General features: G+C 66.5%; 20 protein-coding genes. 9 read left to right on the forward strand and 11 right to left on the reverse strand.

The genetic code is table 11. From position 1 onward, the window contains the following. The first annotated feature begins 11 nt into the window (after positions 1-11). Positions 12-1,076, forward strand: a complete 1,065-nt coding sequence (locus tag J0I99_RS05000; protein WP_291396287.1) for an NAD(P)-dependent alcohol dehydrogenase — start codon at positions 12-14, stop codon at positions 1,074-1,076. Positions 1,077-1,400: 324 nt separating this feature from the next. Here J0I99_RS05000 and J0I99_RS05005 read toward each other — a convergent pair whose 3' ends face one another. From J0I99_RS05005 to J0I99_RS05020, 4 genes are all read right to left on the reverse strand, one after another. Then, the gene (locus J0I99_RS05005; RefSeq protein WP_291396289.1) at positions 1,401-2,237 is read right to left on the reverse strand and encodes a DMT family transporter; all 837 of its coding nucleotides are present in this window, start codon (positions 2,235-2,237) and stop codon (positions 1,401-1,403) included. A 104-nt stretch (positions 2,238-2,341) separates the two neighbouring features. After that, entirely contained in the window at positions 2,342-2,947 is a 606-nt protein-coding gene (locus J0I99_RS05010) for a hypothetical protein (protein ID WP_291396291.1), read from the reverse strand. A gap of 81 nt (positions 2,948-3,028) precedes the next feature. Beyond that, entirely contained in the window at positions 3,029-4,063 is a 1,035-nt protein-coding gene (locus J0I99_RS05015) for a murein L,D-transpeptidase family protein (RefSeq protein ID WP_291396293.1), read from the reverse strand. 124 nt (positions 4,064-4,187) lie between these two features. Continuing rightward, complete coding sequence (locus J0I99_RS05020; protein WP_291396294.1) at positions 4,188-5,147, reverse strand: acetyl-CoA carboxylase carboxyltransferase subunit alpha; 960 nt, start codon at positions 5,145-5,147, stop codon at positions 4,188-4,190. Positions 5,148-5,441: 294 nt separating this feature from the next. On the opposite strand from J0I99_RS05020, the gene J0I99_RS05025 reads away from it, so the two are divergent. Continuing rightward, positions 5,442-5,768, forward strand: a complete 327-nt coding sequence (locus J0I99_RS05025) for a hypothetical protein (RefSeq protein ID WP_291396297.1) — start codon at positions 5,442-5,444, stop codon at positions 5,766-5,768. A gap of 3 nt (positions 5,769-5,771) precedes the next feature. On the opposite strand, the gene J0I99_RS05030 is transcribed toward J0I99_RS05025, so the two are convergent. Both J0I99_RS05030 and J0I99_RS05035 read right to left on the reverse strand, forming a co-directional pair. After that, on the reverse strand, positions 5,772-6,683 hold the full coding sequence (locus tag J0I99_RS05030) for a site-specific tyrosine recombinase XerD (RefSeq protein ID WP_291396299.1): 912 nt from the start codon (positions 6,681-6,683) through the stop codon (positions 5,772-5,774). Continuing rightward, on the reverse strand, positions 6,680-6,973 hold the full coding sequence (locus tag J0I99_RS05035) for a hypothetical protein (RefSeq protein ID WP_291396652.1): 294 nt from the start codon (positions 6,971-6,973) through the stop codon (positions 6,680-6,682). The genes J0I99_RS05030 and J0I99_RS05035 overlap by 4 nt, the downstream gene beginning before the upstream one ends. A gap of 130 nt (positions 6,974-7,103) precedes the next feature. Between J0I99_RS05035 and J0I99_RS05040 the strand changes: the two genes are divergently transcribed. Further along, positions 7,104-7,697: a shikimate kinase gene (locus J0I99_RS05040; RefSeq protein WP_291396301.1), complete on the forward strand. Its 594-nt coding sequence runs from the start codon at positions 7,104-7,106 to the stop codon at positions 7,695-7,697. Beyond that, complete coding sequence (aroB, locus tag J0I99_RS05045) at positions 7,690-8,811, forward strand: 3-dehydroquinate synthase (RefSeq protein ID WP_291396303.1); 1,122 nt, start codon at positions 7,690-7,692, stop codon at positions 8,809-8,811. Before J0I99_RS05040 ends, aroB begins: the two co-directional genes overlap by 8 nt. Here the strand turns inward: aroB and J0I99_RS05050 are convergent. From J0I99_RS05050 to J0I99_RS05060, 3 genes are all read right to left on the reverse strand, one after another. Then, the gene (locus J0I99_RS05050; RefSeq protein ID WP_291396305.1) at positions 8,801-9,739 is read right to left on the reverse strand and encodes a hypothetical protein; all 939 of its coding nucleotides are present in this window, start codon (positions 9,737-9,739) and stop codon (positions 8,801-8,803) included. The genes aroB and J0I99_RS05050 overlap by 11 nt on opposite strands. 92 nt (positions 9,740-9,831) lie before the next feature. Next, positions 9,832-10,830, reverse strand: a complete 999-nt coding sequence (locus J0I99_RS05055; RefSeq protein WP_291396306.1) for an OmpA family protein — start codon at positions 10,828-10,830, stop codon at positions 9,832-9,834. Between the two features lie 181 nt (positions 10,831-11,011). Beyond that, entirely contained in the window at positions 11,012-11,272 is a 261-nt protein-coding gene (locus J0I99_RS05060; RefSeq protein ID WP_291396308.1) for a BolA family transcriptional regulator, read from the reverse strand. A 50-nt stretch (positions 11,273-11,322) separates the two neighbouring features. Between J0I99_RS05060 and J0I99_RS05065 the strand changes: the two genes are divergently transcribed. The 4 genes from J0I99_RS05065 to J0I99_RS05080 all read left to right on the forward strand — a co-directional run bounded on the left by J0I99_RS05065 (position 11,323) and on the right by J0I99_RS05080 (position 16,246). Next, complete coding sequence (locus tag J0I99_RS05065; protein ID WP_291396311.1) at positions 11,323-11,964, forward strand: J domain-containing protein; 642 nt, start codon at positions 11,323-11,325, stop codon at positions 11,962-11,964. A 220-nt stretch (positions 11,965-12,184) separates the two neighbouring features. Then, complete coding sequence (gene cobS, locus J0I99_RS05070; RefSeq protein ID WP_291396313.1) at positions 12,185-13,162, forward strand: cobaltochelatase subunit CobS; 978 nt, start codon at positions 12,185-12,187, stop codon at positions 13,160-13,162. A 166-nt stretch (positions 13,163-13,328) separates the two neighbouring features. Next, positions 13,329-15,221 carry a cobaltochelatase subunit CobT gene (gene cobT, locus J0I99_RS05075; RefSeq protein ID WP_291396314.1) on the forward strand — a complete coding sequence of 631 codons (1,893 nt, stop codon included), beginning with the start codon at positions 13,329-13,331 and terminating at the stop codon, positions 15,219-15,221. Then, positions 15,218-16,246 (forward strand): esterase-like activity of phytase family protein, encoded by a 1,029-nt coding sequence (locus J0I99_RS05080; RefSeq protein WP_291396316.1) that lies wholly within the window; start codon positions 15,218-15,220, stop codon positions 16,244-16,246. Before cobT ends, J0I99_RS05080 begins: the two co-directional genes overlap by 4 nt. On the opposite strand, the gene J0I99_RS05085 is transcribed toward J0I99_RS05080, so the two are convergent. Further along, on the reverse strand, positions 16,243-16,926 hold the full coding sequence (locus tag J0I99_RS05085; RefSeq protein WP_291396318.1) for a queuosine precursor transporter: 684 nt from the start codon (positions 16,924-16,926) through the stop codon (positions 16,243-16,245). The two genes, J0I99_RS05080 and J0I99_RS05085, sit on opposite strands and share 4 nt — an antisense overlap. Before the next feature lie 248 nt (positions 16,927-17,174). Continuing rightward, the gene (gene rpmB, locus J0I99_RS05090) at positions 17,175-17,459 is read right to left on the reverse strand and encodes a 50S ribosomal protein L28 (RefSeq protein WP_291391697.1); all 285 of its coding nucleotides are present in this window, start codon (positions 17,457-17,459) and stop codon (positions 17,175-17,177) included. Between the two features lie 195 nt (positions 17,460-17,654). Between rpmB and J0I99_RS05095 the strand changes: the two genes are divergently transcribed. Continuing rightward, positions 17,655-18,449 (forward strand): DUF3108 domain-containing protein, encoded by a 795-nt coding sequence (locus tag J0I99_RS05095; RefSeq protein ID WP_291396320.1) that lies wholly within the window; start codon positions 17,655-17,657, stop codon positions 18,447-18,449. Positions 18,450-18,972: the final 523 nt, after the last annotated feature.

Genomic DNA, 18,972 nt, shown 5'->3' on the forward strand with positions numbered 1-18,972 from the left:
GAGGATTGCCGATGATTTCCGCCCGGGCCTATGCCGCCGCCACCGCCAAGTCTCCCCTCGCTCCGTTCGAGCTCAGCCGCCGGGACCCGGGTCCCCGGGACGTGCTGATCGATATCAGCTACTGCGGCATCTGCCACTCGGACCTGCATTGCGCCCGCGACGAATGGGGCGGCCAGCCCTTCCCGTGCGTTCCGGGCCACGAGATCGCCGGCGTGGTAGCGGCGGTCGGCAGCGCAGTGACCAAGTTCAAGGTCGGCGACCGCGTCGGCGTGGGCTGCATGGTCGATAGCTGCGGCGAGTGCGCTGCCTGCAAGGCGGGCCTCGAGCAGCACTGCGAGCGGGGCGCCACCTGGACCTATGGCGGAAGCAACTTCTATCGGCCCCACGATCCGGGAACGGGACATACGTTCGGCGGCTACTCGACCGCCATCACCGTGGTCGAGAATTTCGTCGTCCGCATTCCGGACGCACTGCCGCTCGATGCCGCCGCCCCCATGCTCTGCGCCGGCATCACGACCTACTCCCCGCTCAAGCGCTTCGGCGCAGGCCCGGGCAAGCGGGTGGGCGTGGTCGGCCTCGGCGGCCTTGGCCACATGGCAGTCAAGATCGCGCACGCCATGGGCGCCCATGTCACGGTGATCACGACCTCGCCCAACAAGGCGGGGCCGGCGAGGGAACTCGGCGCCGATGCGGTGCTGGTTTCCTCCGACCGCGCGGCGATGGAGGCGGCCGGATCCAGCCTCGACCTCATCGTGGACACCGTTTCCGCCGTGCACGACATGGACCTCTACATGGGCCTGCTCGGCCTCGAGGGCGCTCTCGTCCTGGTCGGCCTGCCGCCGGAAAAGCTCGAAGTCTCTGCCTTCACCCTCACCGGGGCGCGCCGCATCTTCACCGGCTCCAATATCGGCGGCATCGCCGAGACCCAGGAAATGCTGGACTTCTGCGCCGCGCATGGGGTGCAGGCCGAGATCGAGAAGATCCCCGCGCAGCAGATCAACGAGGCCTATGAGCGCCTGCTCAAGGGCGACGTGAAGTACCGCTTCGTCATCGACTCGGCGACGCTGCGCACCTAGCCTTCGCCTTGCCGGAAGAGGGCTCGACGGTGGGACGCGGGGCAGCGAGCTGCGCGTCACCATCGGCCTCGCCGACCACGAGGACTCGATCCTGTGGTCGCGCACCTATGGCGGCATCGACACGCTGTTCGACCTCCAGGACGCCGCTATCAGCTATATCGCCGCCGCCATCATCGAGCGGCGAATCCGGAGGGCCGAGCTGCAGCGCGCCCGCGCCACGCGCCTGGCCGACGCCATTCCCGCGCAGCAACATTACGAGCGAGTTCTGGCAGAGCGTCGAGAACGACGCCAATGCCGTTGCCGCCACCTGACAGGCGCCGCTGGCTACGGCGTGTCCACTACCACCCGCCGCGGCCGCCGCTCGCTCCAGGCCAGCACCAGCCCTGCGGCAACCACCAGTGCGGCGCCGACGAACACGACGCTCGCCGGCACGAGCCGCGCTGCCTCGACCAGCACATACTGGGCCGTGCCGCCGACCACGCCGACCGCCGCGACCACCAGCAGCTGCATCGGGTCCATCGCCGTCCACAGCGGGATCGAGGCGATGCCCATGGCGATGGTGTAGAACAGGTTGAGCGAGAAGATCAGCACCATCGAGCTCTCGGACTTCGAGATCGACCGCATCAGGATCATCGCCACCGACCAGAACAAGGCGGCACCCAGCACCATCAGCGCCGGCACTCCGATGGTCAGCCCGGCCGGGTTGCTGGCGACGACGACGCCGAAGAAGCCGATCGCCGCCGCGCCCACCCGGGCCAGCGTCAGCCGCTCCTTGAGAAAGACCACCGCGAGAATGATCGTCAGCACCGGCGCGAAATAGTACAGCGTCGTCATCTCGGCGAGTTTGAGCTCGCGCCCGGCCGAATAGTACATGCACCAGGCCGCCAGGGTCAGGATGGCGCGCAGCAGCAGCATCGGCTTGTTGGGTGAACGGACGAGGTCGACCAGGAGCTGGCGCCGGCTGATCGCGAGGCAGATCAGGACGATGACCAGGCTGCGCACGAACAGGATCTGCACCACCGGCAGGACATGGATGACCGACTTCACCAGCGCGTCGTGGATGGCGAACAGCGTGTAGGCAGCAGTGCCCAGCGCCATGCCCTTGAGCGAGGCGGCCTGGACGGGGACATGCGCGGTCGAGGTGGACAAGGGGAAACTCATGGCGACGGCTCATCTAGCCTTTCCCGACCGCGCCGGGAACCCTCGGTCTCAAGGCCCGGGTGTCGCGGGAGACCCGCAAGCACGTCGTCGGGCGGCCGCCCGCTTCAAGTGCAGGTGACGCGGACTTCGGCGAAACCGGCTTCGTCGGCAGAAAAGACCATGATCGTGCAAGTGGTGCCGGGCAGGCTGCCGAAGCCGGTCTCGACGACGGAGCCGGGGCCTTCCACGTAGACGGTGTCGGCAGTGATGGGGCCGGTCTTGACGACCGCCTTCGACTGGCACAGCGGAAAGGTCTCGTTCGGCGTCACCATGAAGCGCGTGCCGAGCGGAATGCAGTCGGTCGTGGGCAGGGTCGCATCAACGTCGGCGGTGGCGGTGACCGCCTCGGCAGTGGCCGGAGCTGCAGTGGGCGCGCTGGCGACAGCGGCCTGCTGCGCGCCCCACTCGCCCTCGAGCTTGTTCATCCGGTCCTGCAGGGCCAGCAGGCCCGCCGCGATGCCGTCGTTCGCCGGCGCAGCGAGCGCATCGGTCCGTGTGCCCAGCGCATCGACGGAAGCCCGCAACTCCGCCATCGCCGCCATGACCGCGGCAGTCCTGGCATCGGCGTTGAGCTGGACGGCCACAGCGCCCGCCAGGGCGACGAGCCCGACGAGGGCGGCAAGGAACGGGATGACCCGGTCGATCAGGACCAAACGGCGATAGCGGCGCATCAGGCCTCCCCGGAAGTGATGTCGATCAACACCACGACGATGCCCAAATGGTGGCAAATGCCGATGATCCCAGGGGAGCCGTCACGCCGACCGATGCAGGCGTGGTCGCGGAATCGGCGGGATGATCGAAGGATCGATAACGCCCTGCACCTGCTGCCCGCCGCCGAACAGGCCGCCGATGAAACTGCCGATCGCCTCGCCGCGCGCCTTGGCGGCGGCTTCCGCGTCGGCCGCCTTCTGGGCCTCGGCAGCGGCCCTGGCTGCCTTGTCCGCGAGGTTGGCAACTTCCGTCGCCATCGCCGCCTCGTCGGCCGCCATCTTGTCCTTGACCGCCTGCGGGATGTTCTGGGCCACCGTCACCGGGCAGGCCCCCGCTGCGTCGAGCACCGTGCCGCCCGGCACGTCGAACACATATTCCCTGTTGCAGACATCCCAGTTGACCGGCGCCCGGCTGAGCTCGAACCGGTCGTAGCCTTCCTTGATATCCCTCCAGAAGCTCATGTTCGGGTTGTCGGCATGCTTGGCGAGATTGGCCGCCGTCATGCGGAACGGATAAATCTGGAGCTGGAAGGAAGGGTTGCCGCCCTTGAAGGTCTCGCGCGCCAGGGCGTAGATCTCGGCGATCGACTCGTCGGTCATCGAGTAGCAGCCGCGCGACGAGCAGTCGCCATGGACCATCAGGTCGGAGCCGGTACGGCCGTAGGCGCGGTCGAACTTGTTCGGAAATCCGGTGTTGAACGCAAGGTAGTAATTGGAGTTCGGGTTCATCAGGCCCGGCGTGATGGTGTAGAAGCCCTCGGGCGATTGCCGGTCGCCCTCCTTGACCTTGGGGCCCAGGTCACCCGACCAGGCACAGATCTGGTAGGACTTGAACAGCTTGTAGCCCGAGGCGGTCTGCTTCCAGACCTCGAGTTCCGAACTCTCCTTGAAGATGCGGACCATCATGCCGGCGCCGGGCGAGGAGCCCATCCCGGCGAGCCGGCTCACCGTCTCCTGCTTCAGGGGCGCCATCGCCTTGGCGTTCGATGCCGGCTTGAATGCGCCGCAGCCGGCCAGCATGCCGGCAACGGCGAGGCTGGCACCCAGGAGAAAGATGGAACGAAGCGTTCTACCCAAAGTCGCTACCCAGAGATGAGGTCTGCCTGGCACCCGGTTAGGCCCGCACGGTTACCACAGCGTATCCGCACATGGTTAACCCGACCCTGCCTGCATGCCTCTTGCGCTGCGCCGGGCCGCGCGATCAACTCAAATTGGTGCCGATGGCGAGGAATTTGTCGCGCCTGTGTTCCCGGATCTCCAGCCGTCCCCGGTTGCCGGGGAAATCGGCGAGGAACTGGCTGATGGCACGCGAGGTCGAGGCCATCACCTCTTCGTGATGCCGGTGCGCCCCGCCCGGCGGCTCCGCGATGATGCCGTCGACGACGCCGAGCGCCATCAGGTCCGTCGCGGTGATCTTCATGTTGTTGGCGGCGTCCTGGGCCCTGGCGGCATCGCGCCACAGGATCGAGGCGCCGGCCTCGGGCGAGATCACCGAGTAGATGGCGTTCTCGAGCATCAGCACACGGTTGGCCGTGGCAATGGCGATGGCGCCACCCGACCCGCCTTCGCCGATGATGATGGCGAGGTTCGGCACGCCCAGTTCGAGACAGCGCTCGGTCGAGCGGGCGATCGCCTCGGCCTGCCCGCGTTCCTCGGCCCCGATGCCGGGATAGGCGCCGGCCGTGTCGACGAAGGAGAGCAGCGGAATGTCGAAGCGGTCCGCCATGTCCATGATGCGCACGGCCTTGCGATAGCCCTCGGGGCGGGCCATGCCGAAATTATGCTTGAGCCGGCTCTCGGTGTTCGAGCCCTTCTCCTGGCCGAGCACGGCCACCGGCTGCCCGTTGAAGCGGCCGAAGCCGGCCTGCAGCGCCGGATCCTCGGCGAACTTGCGGTCGCCGGCGAGCGGGGTCCACTCGGTGATCAGCGTCCTGATGTAGTCCGAAAAGTGCGGGCGCTGCGGATGGCGGGCCACCTGCGTCTTCTGCCAGGGCGTGAGCTTCTTGTAGATGTCGACGAGCGCCTCGTCGGCCCGGGCGCTCAGCCGGCTCACTTCCTCATCGATGGACACGGCCTGGTCGGACGTGGCGAGGGACTTGAGCTCGGCGATCTTGCCTTCGAGATCGGCGACCGGCTTTTCGAAATCGAGATAGGACGTCATCCAACCCGCCAGCTAGAGCGTCTTCCGGAAAAGGTGCAGACTTTTCCACCTCGAAGGCGCGACCACATCAGCCCAGAGCCAGTTGCCGCTCCAACGAACCGGCGCGGCCCGCCCTGGGAAGGCGCGTCACTCGCGCCCCAAAGTGGCCGGAAAGTGGCGACGGCGCGCGTCTGAGTCAAGCGCCGCCGGTTGCCGTGGTGAAACCGCTGCTTTCACGGCGGTGACGCCGGATTAACCATTGGATGACGCTTTGATGACAAGCATGCAGCATCCTGTTCGGAAGCTTCGTCGACCATGTCTGCCTGTGCCCTGGTGAGTGTCGCCTGCCCCAATTGCCGCGGCCAGTTCCAGGAACGCGCCAAGCTGCTGAGGTCAGGCGGCCAGGCCTGGTGCCCGCACTGCGAGGCCCTGTTCGCGCTCGACGACACCAGTGAACCTATCCGTCGCACCCTGGCGCTGGCTCGGGACGCCCGCCGTCGGCGCAGGCAGCGGATCGCTGAGCTCCGGTCGGGCTGGTCCGAAGAACCGGAGCCCGCCAAGCCTCTCCTGATGAGCGACGTGCTGCGCGCCCTGGACGACCTGCTGGTGCGAATGGACGCGCTGGCGACCAGGAAGGGCTGACGCCTACTCCTCCGCCAGCGGATGCCGGCTCTCGACCAGCGACCTCAGCCGCTCGTCGAGCACATGGGTGTAAATCTGCGTGGTCGAGATATCGGAGTGGCCGAGCAGCGTCTGCACCACGCGCAAATCGGCTCCCCCTGACAGCAGGTGGCTGGCAAAGGCGTGCCGCAACACGTGCGGCGACACCCGCGCCGCGGCGATCCCGGCCCGCGCCGCGATCCCCTTGAGCTCGCGTGCGAACACCTGCCGGCTGAGATGTCCCGATTCCCCCCCGGCGGGAAACAGCCACACCCCGGGTTCCAGCCGGGCCATATAGGCCGTGACCGCGTCGCGCGCCCGGTCCGTCAGCGGCACGATGCGCTCCTTGCCGCCCTTGCCGCGCACCGTGAGGAATGCGGCATCGCGCATCACCGCGGCGCGCTTGAGTTCCACCAGCTCGGACACCCGCATGCCGGTGGCGTAAAGCAGTTCCAGCAAGACGTAGAGTCGCGCCGACAAAGCACGCTGCGCGTCGGTCGCTTCGGGATGCTCGACCTCCGATTCGGCAGTACGCAGCAGCCGGTCGATCTCGGCGATCGACAGCACCTTCGGCAGGCCACGTCGCGCCTTGGGCGAGGCAATGATCCGGGTCGGATCGTCGCCCCGGATCGCGTCGGCGGCGAGGAACTTGTGGAACTGTCGGATAGCGGAGAGTTTTCGCGCGCTGGACGAGGCGGCCATGCCCTGTGCCGCGAGGAACGCCAGGTAGGCGGCCACCTCCGCGCGTCCGGCACCGGCGACAGACGAGTTCCGTCGCTCGAGGAAGTCAGCGTAGTCCCTGAGGTCGCGGCGATAGGCCTCGATCGTGTTCCGCGCCGCGCCGCGCTCGGCGCTCATCATCTCGAGGAACGCTTCGACCAGGTGGCCGGCGCTCATTCGACGCCTTGCTGGCGCGTGACGACCGTGTCCCCGCCGCTGGGCGCGTCGGCCGGCGCTGGCTCGACGACGGGTGCCGCTTCCGGCGCCGGCGTGGTCGGGCGCGTCGTGTCGATTTCGCGTCGCACCAGCGGGTCGCGTTGCGCCTGGGGCAGGAGGTCCCGGGCCGGGATGCGGATGGTCACTTCCTTGTCGCGCGGCGCGACGAACACCGTCAGGGCGTACATGGCGCCATAGCCGATGCCGACGAGAACCAGCAGCACAACGATCAGTCGAATAAGGGTCGGCATGGCAATCCGCTCTTGTCACGCAACGGGCAGTCTCCCCTGTTTGCGCAGGTCGATCAAGGGCACCAAACGTTAGCAGGCATTGACTTTATGCCGCCCTAACGGTTCTAAACCGGCCGAATGGGGACATGCCATGTCGAGGGACGCCGCGAGCGGACAGAACGACCGGCGCGAGGAACTGCTGCGGCGCCTCGGCCACCGCCCGATCGTGCTGATCGGCATGATGGGCGCCGGCAAGACCACCGTTGGACGCCGCCTTGCTTCGAGACTGGGCCGCCATTTCGTCGACAGCGACGAGGAGGTGGAAAAGGCCGCCGGCATGACCATCGAGGACATCTTCCGCACCCATGGCGAGGCGGACTTCCGGGCCGGCGAGGTCAAGGTGATCGCTCGCCTGCTTAAGGACGACAACATCGTGCTCGGCACCGGCGGCGGAGCATTCATCAATCCCGAAACCCGGGCCCTCGTGAAATCCTCGGCCGTCTCGGTCTGGATCAAGGCCGATTTCGAACTGCTGTTCCAGCGCGTCTCGCGCCGCTCGAACCGGCCGCTGCTCAAGACCGCCAACCCGCGCGAGACGCTGCAGAAGCTGATCGACGTGCGCTACCCCGTCTATGCCGAGGCCGACGTCACCGTGGTGTCGCGCGACGTGCCGCAGGACCAGGTTGCCTCCGAGGTCATCGACGCCGTGCTCTCCTATCTCGAGAGGACTGACGCCAATGGCTGAGCCGACCACCGTCCACGTCGCCCTGCCGGGCCGCGCCTACGACATCCTGATCGGGCAAGCCCTGCTAGACGGTGCGGGCCAGCGACTGGCCGCGATGTTTCCCGGCCGCCGCTTCGGCATCGTCACCGACAACGAAGTGGCAAGGACGCAGTTGCCGCGCCTCGTCGCTGCGCTCGACAGGGCCGGCATCGGCCATGCCGAAATCGTCCTCCCCAACGGCGAAAGGACCAAGTCCTTCGACAGGCTGGAAGAGGTGGTGGACGCCCTGCTCGCCGCCCGTCTCGAGCGCGGCGACCTGGTCATCTCGCTCGGTGGCGGGGTGATCGGCGACCTCGCCGGCTTTGCCGCCTCGATCACCCGGCGCGGCATGGATTTCGTTCAGGTTCCGACCTCGCTGCTGGCCCAGGTCGATTCCTCGGTCGGCGGCAAAACCGGCATCAACTCGCGGCACGGCAAGAACCTGATCGGCGCCTTTCACCAGCCAAGGCTGGTGCTCGCCGACCTCGACGCCCTCACCACCCTGCCCGAGCGCGAGTTCGCTGCCGGCTATGCCGAGGTGGTGAAGTACGGGTTGATCGACGACGCCGAGTTCTACTTCTGGCTCGAGCAGCATCGCCCGGCCATCTTTGCCGGGGATGCTGCGTTGCGCGCAGAAATGGTGGCGCGCTGCTGTGCCGCAAAGGCCCGCTTCGTCCTCGCCGACGAGAAGGAGACCGGCGTCCGCGCCTTGCTCAACCTCGGGCACACCTTCGGCCATGCGCTCGAGAAAGCCACCGCTTACTCCGACCGCCTGCTGCACGGCGAGGGCGTCGCCATTGGCATGGTCCTCGCTCACGGCTTCTCGGCCAGGCTCGGCCTCGCCCCCAGCCAGGACACCGGCCGTATCGCCCAGCACCTGCGCGCCGCGGGCCTTCCGACCCGCCTCGCCGACATTGCTGGCGAACTGCCCGACACCGACTACCTGATGGACGCCATCGCCCAGGACAAGAAGGTGGTGCGCGGCGCGCTCACCTTCATCCTGACGCGCGGCATCGGCCAGGCGTTCATCGAGAAGAACGTCGACCCGACGGCTGTCCGCGCCTATCTCGAGGACATTCGCGCAGTCACGGACTGATCGTCAGGACGACGCGACGGTTCTCCTTGGGCGCCCCGAACTGGTCCGTCGCCCCAAACCCCGACGTCGTTGCCTCGGCAAAGCCCAGCTGCTTGCTCTCGACGTAGTCGAAGATCGTCTTGGCCCGCGCCGTCGACATGGCGACATTGACGTCCGGCGCTCCACCGAGGCTGGCATACCCAACTACCGCCAGCTTGCAGCCGGCAACGCTCTTGTCGGCGAGGAAGGCATCGATCTGCTGCGCCGCCGCAGGCGTGAGCCCGAACATGCCGTTCTCGAAGTCGAGGATCGCTAGGCTCTCATCCACAGAGCAAGCAACAGGCTCGGCGACGGGCTCATTGGTCGCAATCGGCTCTGTCTGCGGCTGAGTCTGGGCAGCGGCTGGCTCCGACGCAGACGTCGCCGGCGCGGGCGCAGAACCCGAAGCTTGCGGCCATCCTCCCTCCGGCGACGTGAATCGAGCACTCGCATTCCACGTCAACATCAACGAGCCCCCCGCGGCGAAGTAATTGGGCATGACCTCGCCATCGGCGGTGACGATCTTGCCTTTGGCGACATCCGCCGACGCGCCATCGACGGCCACGCCCGCCACATAGATCGTTGCATCCTTGCCGGAAGCCGCGTCGTAGGAGTCATTCATCATGCGTACGTTGACAACCGAGTCCGCCTTGAGCACCCCATCCGGAATTGGAAATGTGAGCTTTGCGGCAAGCGCACCGACATCGGGAACCTGCCGAACCTGCACGCCTTCCGGCGGGGAGAGCATCCCCGCGCCAACGACTGTATCGTCGATCAGGACCACGTAGGCGGGATCGCCTGCCGGGCCTGCCTCTCCCACGAGGCTTACGGTGACCTCGCTGGCTCCGGCTGTCCCCGTAAGCAAAGCGCCACATGCCGCCACCAACAACAACGTCTTACGCACGCTCATCAGATACCCCATTGCTAGAGCCGCTCGAACATTATCGCGCCGCCAGCCTTGTGTTGCAACGCAAGGCTGAAAGGGTGGTAAGCATGGCAGCATCACGGTGCGATGGAGATCACCACCCGCCGATTGGCGTAGGACGTCGCGCCGAACTGCTCGGTCGCTCCGCCACCGCTGGCGGTGGCCTTCTCGAACCTCAGCCCGGCCTGCTTGAGGTAGCCGAGCACGTTCTGCGCCCGCTCGATGGCGAACAGGGCGTTGGTCGCGTGGTTGCCCTGCTTGCTTGAATAGCCCGTGACCAGCACCTTGCACTTCTGTTCGCCGATATCGGCGAGGATCTGGTCGAGCCGAGCCTTGAGCCGGGGCGTCAGGTCGTTCGAATTCTCATTGAACCCGACCACGTTGTAGAGTTCGTCCCGCGTGCAGGCCGGATCGGGGCGGGTTGAGGGGGCCCGGTCGAGGCTGGCCGTCTGCACGACCTCCTCGCCTTCGGCCGGCAAGCGCAGGGCTTGCACGGCAACGGGTGCTTTCAGAGTGCCGGCAACAGGCGCCGCGGCAGCGTCCGCTGCCCCGGGCAGCGGCCAGCCACCGACCGGCGCCCGTGACACCCCCTCGACGTTGCCGTCGCGCAGCACCAGGAACTCGCCCAGCACCTCGTTGCCTGTGTCGGCTCTGATGCCTTGTGTCGACAGCCCGGAAACCGTGACCGCCCGCCCGTTCACCGCCACCGCAGCGAGGTAGAGGTTGCGGTCGCGATTGGAGCCATCCCCGCCATAGGCTTCGTTGATGAGGCGCACCCGCACCTCGGCGCCCGGCTTGAACACGTCCTCGGGAATATCGAACGAGAAGCTTTCCACATACGCGGACTTGTCTGCCGCATCCGCGAACCGGCCGGCCGTGCCGGTGTCGATCGCAGCGTTCACGGCCGCCGCGCCCAGCACCTTGCCGTCGAACATCACCTCAAAGCGCGGCGGCCCGTCATAGGCCTCGCCGCCCACGATCAGCTGCAACTTGCTCGAGGCGGCCAGCGCCACGCCCGGCAGCGCGCACAGCAATGCCGCGGCCATGAGTGCCGCATGCTTCAAGATTGTCGACATGGTCGCCCTCCGTGCCTGTCTGCATCGACAGGGGTAGGCAATGGCTGGGGCGACAATTCGGAGACACGGGGGCGAGGCGCCACGCCTTTGCCGAGGTTTGGCCGCAAACTGCCGCCCGCTTGCACCGCGGAGCAGGCCGCACCATATCCGGCCGATCCAACAGATCAGCAGCAGACGCCGACTAGCGGCTCACCACTTCGATGGCGAGGGCATGCACACCGCCCTTCAGCTCCGCATCGAGCGCCCCCATGACGGCACGATGCTGGGCAACGCGGGACATTCCGGTGAGCTGTGCAGATGCGATACGGACACGGAAATGGCTCTCGCCGCCCTCCCGATAACCGCCATGCCCCCTATGTTTCTCGCTCTCGTCGATCACTTCAAGGTGGCTTGGCGTGAATTTGACCAAAAGTTTTTCTGCAATCTGGTCGCGAACGGACATATGGCTACCGGTTCAGCTTGAGGCGTGGCACGGGCCCGAAACTAGGATTGATGAAGCTCGATTCCAAGTATTTTGACCGAATCCGGATCAAGAACCGTCATCCGGAACCTGAACCGAAGGCCGCAGTCGCGGCCTGCGGCTGGGAGGGTTGCGACCAACCCGGCCTTTACAAGGCGCCCAAGGGCAACAGGGCGGTAGGCGAGTATCACCACTTCTGCCTGGAGCATGTCCGCCACTACAATCAGGTGTTCAACTTCTTCGAAGGCATGAAGCCAGAGGAGATGGCTTCGACCCTGAATGCCGAGCGCGAAACCGACGGCCGGCCGAGCTGGGGCTTTGGCAGCAAGCCGGGGCCCGGACAGGGCCCGCGCATGCCGCGAGGCGCGCCGCGCAATCCCAACGCCAAGCGCGTCAACGATCCGTTCGGCGTCTTCGCCCGCTATGCCCGCCACCAGAACAAGCAGCCGGCCCAGGAGCGGGTAAAGCCGCTGCACGAGCCCGACCGGCGCGCCTTCGAGACACTCGGGTTTGCGGGCTTCGCCAAGGCCGAGGACATCCGCGTCGCCTACAAGAAGCTGGTCAAGCTCCACCACCCCGACGCCAATGGCGGCGACAAGAGCTCGGAAGATCGACTGCGCGCCATCATCGCCGCCTATGCGCACCTGAAGTCGAAGGGCTTCGTAGGGCGCTGACCGGCGGTCGGCGGAGCGCCGAGCGCATGAATGTTTCTGATGCTGCCATTCGGTCCGGCGATAGTGGACGGAAAGCCAGGGGGCCGGGGCACCGTCGTGCCTCGGAGCGACGCGGCCAGGCTGTGATTGTGCCCTACCCCCGCGGCCCCGATGCTGCTATAGAGCGCCCAATCCCCAAGGCAGCCGTCTTGACCTATTTCTCCCGAGAGCCTCGTGAAAAATGCCTGAATTCACCAATCTGCCGAACAAGGAATATTCCGTCCGCGAGACCTTCGGCATCGACAGCGACATGAAGGTGATGGGCTATGCGGAAACCGATCCGCATGTGCCGCCCGCGGACCCGGACTACCTGTTCGACCGCAACACCACGCTCGCCATTCTTGCCGGCTTTGCGTTCAATCGCCGCGTGATGGTGCAGGGCTACCACGGCACGGGCAAGTCGACCCATATCGAGCAGGTCGCGGCGCGCCTCAACTGGCCGCTGGTCCGCGTCAACCTCGACGCCCACGTTTCCCGCATCGATCTCGTCGGCAAGGACGCGATCGTGCTCAAGGATGGCAAGCAGGTCACCGAATTCCGCGACGGCATCCTGCCCTGGGCCGTGCAGAACAACATCGCCCTCGTCTTCGACGAATACGATGCCGGCCGCCCCGACGTGATGTTCGTGATCCAGCGCGTGCTGGAGACGCAGGGCCGGCTGACGCTGCTCGACCAGAACCGCGTCATCACCCCGCACCCGGCCTTCCGGCTGTTCGCGACCACCAATACCATTGGCCTCGGCGACACCTCCGGCCTCTATCACGGCACCCAGCAGATCAACCAGGGCCAGATGGACCGCTGGTCGATCGTGACGACGCTGAACTACCTGCCGCACGACAAGGAAGTCGGCATCGTCCTCGCCAAGGCCAAGTCCTACACCGGCGAGAAGGGCAAGAAGACCGTGTCCAACATGGTCCGGCTGGCCGACCTCACCCGCCAGGCCTTCATCAACGGCGACCTGTCGACCGTAATGAGCCCGCGCACGGTGATCACCTGGGCCGAGAATGCCGAGATCTTCGGGGATACCGGCTTCGCGTTCCGCCTGACCTTCCTCAACAAGTGCGACGAACTCGAGCGCCCGGTAGTGGCCGAGTTCTACCAGCGCGTGTTCGGCGAGGACCTGCCGGAAAGCGCGGCAAACCTCGCAGTGGTCGCCTGACGCAAGGCCCCCTCACCCGCCGCTGACGCGGCGAGCACTCCCCAAGGGAGAGCTGGCATGGGGCGCCGGATGTGCAACAGTCGCACCTCTCCCTTGGGGGAGAGGTCGGCCCGAAGGGCCGGGTGAGGGGGCCTTCCTCCCCGGCGAGATCGAACCGATAGAAGCCATGGCCCCTCCCGCGCGCAATTCCAAGTCGAACAAGCCCGACACGACCCAGCCGTTCAAGACGGCGATGGGGGCGGCGGTTCGCGCCATCGGCAACAAGCGCGATCTCGAGGTGAGCTTTTCGGCCGACCGGCCGATCCTGACCTCGGACAAGGCGCGGCTCGCCAACCTGCCGCGCCTGCCCACGATGCGCGACATCGCCATCGCGCGCGGCCAGGGCGACGCCATGGCCATGCGGCTTGCCAGCCACGACCCGGAGACGCACCGCAGGCGCGCGCCCGCCGAACCGGAAGCGCGCGCCGCCTACGATGCTCTGGAACAGGCCCGCGTCGAGGCGCTGGGCTGCATCCGCATGCCCGGCATGACCGGCAATATCCACGAGATGCTGGAAGACCGCCTGTTCCGCCAGAACTTCGCCGAGGTCAGCGACAAGGCCGACGCCCCGCTGGCCGAGGCCCTTGGCCTGATCCTGCGCGAACGAGTGGCCGGGGTCGCCATCCCGCCCTCCGGCAACGCCATCGTCAACCTGTGGAAGAGCGAGATCGAGGAGCGCGCCGGCACGTCCCTCACCACGCTGCTGACCAGGTTCGAGGACCAGGAACTGTTCAGCCGAGCCACCCGGCAGCTTCTGCGCGACCTCAACCTCGTGCCCGACAGCGATCTGGACGACGGCGAAAGCGACGACAGCGAGGGCGACGACGACCAGGACAACCAGCGCGGCCAGGACGACGAGAAGACGCCCGAGCAGGGCGAAGGCGAGAGCGAGGACGCCGAGGCCGACGAGGACCAGACGCCTGGACAATCCGAGCAGGAGGGCGAGGTGGAAGGCGCCGAGATGGACTTCACCGACGCCGACGAGGATGAATCCTCCGAGGCTGGTGAAGACCAGCCCAATCCGCCGCCGCCTGGCGCCAATGCCAAGGAATTCCAGAACGCCTTCAACTACAAGGTGTTCACCCAGAAGTTCGACGAAGTCGTGCGCGCCCCGGACCTCTGCCCGCCCGAGGAACTGGACCAGTTGCGGGCGCTGCTCGATAAGCAGCTCGAGAACCTCGCCGGCGCCGTGGCACGGCTCGCCAACAAGCTGCAGCGGCGCCTGATGGCGCAGCAGAACCGCAGCTGGGAGTTCGACCTCGAGGAAGGCCTGCTCGACACGGCACGCCTGACCCGCGTCGTCACCGATCCGCTGCAGGCCCTGAGTTTCAAGGTCGAGCAGGACACCGACTTCCGCGACACCGTGGTGACGCTGCTGCTCGACAATTCCGGCTCGATGCGCGGCCGACCGATCACCATCGCGGCGATCTGCGGCGACATCCTCGCCCGCACGCTCGAGCGCTGCGGCGTCAAGGTCGAGATCCTCGGCTTCACCACCCGTGCCTGGAAGGGCGGCAAGAGCCGCGAGGCCTGGCTCGAGGCGGGACGCCCGCCCAATCCGGGCCGCGTCAACGACATCCGCCACATCATCTACAAGGCCGCGGACGAGCCCTGGCGGCACGCCCGGCGCAACCTCGGGCTGATGATGCGCGAAGGGCTGCTCAAGGAGAACATCGACGGCGAGGCGCTGCAGTGGGCGCACAAGCGCCTGCTCGGGCGGACTGAAAATCGCCGCATCCTGATGGTGATTTCCGACGGCGCCCCGGTTGATGATTCGACCCAGAGCGTCAACGCCGGCAACTATCTCGAGGCCCACTTGCGCCAGGTGATCGAAGAGATCGAAACCCGCTCGGCGGTGCAACTGGTCGCCATCGGCATCGGCCATGACGTGACGCGCTACTACCGCCGTGCCGTCACCCTGCTCGATGCCGAGGAGCTGGCCGGTGCGCTCACCGACGAGCTCGCCTCGCTGTTCGACGAGGAAGTGCCGGGCGCCCAGCGCAAGAGCCGCTACGGATGAGCTCGTCCCGGCGTGCCACGCGGCTTGCCGGAGCGGGCCTGCTAATCGTCAGTGCCGGCGCCGCCGTGCTGGCCGCGGCCGCCCTTGGGGTTCGCGCCGAGGAGCAGACGGTCACCGCCGTGCCGATCAACACCTTCATGTCGGTCGCGATCGGGCAGCGCGTGCAAGGCCTCGTCTGGCGCGGCGGCATGGAGATGCAGAGCCAGGTCGACACCTTCGGCGGTCTTTCCGGCCTCGGCTTTACCGGTCCCGACAACAAGCTGGTCATGGTCTCGGACCGCGGCAACTTTGTCTCCGGACAGCTGCTCTATGATGAGGCGGCCCGCCCGATCGGGCTCATCGGGGTCAGGATCGAGCCGATCCAGAACACCAAGGGCGCCGAGCTGCCGCGCGCCTATACCCGCGACGCCGAAGCCCTGGCGGTACTCATGCGCGCCGGCCAGCCGAGCGCGGTCCGGGTCGGCTTCGAGAACCTTACCCGCGTTGCCGATTTCGCCCTGGTCGACGGCCGTCCGCAGGGCGCTGCCCGGGACGTTTCGATCCCGAAATGGCTGAGCGACACGCGTACCAACGAAACGCTGGAAGCGGTCTGCGTTGCCCCCGAGGCCTCCCCTATCGCCGGGTCCACCCTGCTGCTGACCGAGGGCATCATCGACGACGACGGGCAGCATTCGGCCTACCTGCTGGGCAAGAACGACAAGGGTCCGCTGAGCTACATCTCGGGCGCCGGCACCAATCCCACCGATTGCGCCTTCCTGCCCAATGGCGACCTGCTCGTGCTTGAACGCGGCATCGCGCTCCTCGCCTTCCAGATGCGCCTCGTGCGCATCCCGGCCGCCGAGGTGAAGGCCGGGGCCCACATGCAGGGCGAAGTGCTGCTGCAGACCGCCGGCGGCGACATCGACAACATGGAAGCACTCGCCGTGCATCAGGCGCCCGACGGCAGCACGCGCATCACGCTCGTCTCGGACAACAACTTCAACGACTGGGAGCGCAGCCTGCTCCTCGAGTTCAGCCTCGACTAGGCGGCCCTGAGCGGCGGCAGCGGCATGAGCCTGCCCATCAGCGCCCGATAGGGTGCGAGCAGGAGCAGCGCGGCGAGGAACTTCACCAGGAAATCGCCGGTCGCCAGCGACAACCACAGCGGCACGTCGCCACCGACGCTGAGGAACGGCGCGGAAAAGCCGAGCGAGCCGTCCTCTCGCCCATAGATGCCGTCGACGAAGGCAAAGGCGGGCGCGAAGGCGATCGAGAAGAATATCGTGGTGTCGATGAGCGAGCCGAGCAGCGAGCCGGCCAGCGGCGGCAGGAACCAGTTCCTGCTGGCACGCAGGCGCGAGAACACCGAGATATCTAGCAGCTGACCGATGAGGAAGGCCGTCACCGATGCGGTGGCGATGCGCGCCGTGGTCGCCGGGGCGCCTCTCGCGTTCCAAGGCAGCGGGTTGAAGCTCAGGTAGAACGACAGCGCCACTGCCATGAGGAAGCCGACCACCACCACCAGTCGCGCCCGGGTCGCGCCGTCATAGCGGTTGGTCAGGTCCGTGACGAGGAAGGCGAAGGGATAGGTGAAGGCGCCCCAGGTCAGCAGGTCCTTCAGATTGAACGGGCCGAACTGCGCGTCGACCGGATAGAGCACGAGAATATTGGACGCGGTAACAACCACGGCCATCGCGGCGAGCGCCGCGACGAAGCGAGCGAGCATGATCCTGCACCTCTATAAGGGCCGCTAGCCGGCAGAAGACCGGGGCGGCAGTGGAGCCAAGGCTCCAGACGTTCTTCTAGTCTCGATGTCATTCCCGCGAAAGCGGGAATCTCTGTTTGCGGTGCCTACCCCAAAAACGGAGATCCCCGCTTTCACGGTGATGACGCCAGGTGGGTGGGGCAGCGAGCGCCCAAAGCAAAACCGCGCGCCCATGGGACGCGCGGTTCGAAACTGGTATCGGCCGGCGCTTACGAAGCGAGCGCGGCGCGGACTTCCTTCTTGAGGTCCTGGGCGCGCAGGCTCAGCTCGTCGTCCGAGGCCTTAAGCAGGAAGGCATCGAGGCCGCCACGATGCTCGACCGAGCGCAGCGCGTTGGCCGAAATGCGCAGCTTGACCGTACGGCCGAGCGCATCGGACAGGAGCGATACGTTGACGAGGTTGGGAAGGAAACGCCGGCGGGTGCGGTTGAGCGCGTGGCTCACCTTGTTCCCGACCATGACGCCCTTACCGGTGAGTTCGCAGCGGCGAGCCATGTTGAGTTCCTGTAAAATGTCCCTTGGCGCGGGAGGATCCCGCGCAACGGGCTGTAGTCTGTTCTTGATTGCGTGCGCCTCCATAGAGAAAGAGGCCCGGACCGTCAAGCTTGTGAACTGGGATTGCCTTGCCAAGCGCCGCCTGCGGGCGGCATTTTGACCGCTGCACCGTGATTCGCCCCAAGGACCGTTGCCGTGTTCAGTGCCGCTTTCCGCAACGCCCTGCGCCTTGCGACCCTGGCTGTAGCCCTGGTCGGGCTTCCGGCTGCGGCCGAGGAAACCCGGACGCGCGCCGAGTACACGGTGACCATGGGCGGCACGCATATCGCCAACGTCACGATCATCCTCACCGACAACGGCAGCCAGTACGCGCTGGCCCTTGATGCCAAGATCGCCGGCCTGGCCCAGTTGATCGCCAGCGGGTCGGCCAAGGCGAGTTCGGTCGGCACCTCGGGCCGGGATGGCCTGCACGCGCAGAAGTTCGACCTCCTGACCCGCGCCGCGGGCGAGGAGTTCACCTCCGCCATCACCTATGCGAGCGGCAGCGTCGCCACCTTCAAGGTGGAGCCGCCGATTGTCGACAATATCGACCGCATCGCCATCGAGCGGAAGCAATTGGCCACCGCCACCGACATGATGGCGCCGTTCGTGCTGCGCGGCCCCGCCCTCGACAAGTCCTTGTGCAACAAGCAGATGCCCATCTTCACGGGGGTCGAGCGCTTCAACCTGTCGCTCAAGTACGTCAAGGACGACATGGCGACGTCCAGGCGCACGGGCTACCAGGGTCCGCTGGTGCTGTGCAGCGTGCACTACACGCCGATCTCGGGGCACTACACTTACAACGAGATCACCAACTACCTGGCGCAGAACGAGCGCATCCTGATCTGGTTCGCACCGCTGAAGCTCGCCGGTACCTATATCCCCTACCGCGCCCTGATCACCACCGAGGCCGGCGACCTGTCAGTGGTGCTGACCGACCTGACCGAGTGATTTTGAACGCTGATGGACAGCGCCTGAACCTCTGCTCCAGCTCATTTTGACGTCGGCAAGCCCATCAACGCGCTCATGATTTGACCTGCCGCCCCGGACCGTTGGCAACAGACCGCAGTCCCCGGCGCCGAGCACCTTCACCGAAGCTCGACGGCCGGCGGCGGGAAATCACCGCCTCGAAATGACTTCCCGAGGCGCCCCCCGAAAATCATGGTTAACGAACCCCTACCGAAATCGACGTGCCAAAGCGGGACGGTCAACGGCTTTATTGCCAACGCGGCGCCTCGAGGGCCCCGGCGCACGGCACTCCGTCTCTCAATCTTCGAAGAAACTTCGCCCGACGCTCGTTTATGCCTCGTTCACACTTCGCCGATTCGACGGCAAAACCGGCCAAAATCAACCACTTGGCAACAATGTTGAACGGCCGGCCGGGCCTTCTTCGGGACTCGTCGCAGGATTGCCGCCTGCTTGCGGCACACTCGTTGCCTCACCCACCAGATGCAGTGGGGAACAAACCCGGATT

It is taken from the genome of Devosia sp. (genome assembly GCF_017307495.1).
Lineage (GTDB): Bacteria > Pseudomonadota > Alphaproteobacteria > Rhizobiales > Devosiaceae > Devosia_A.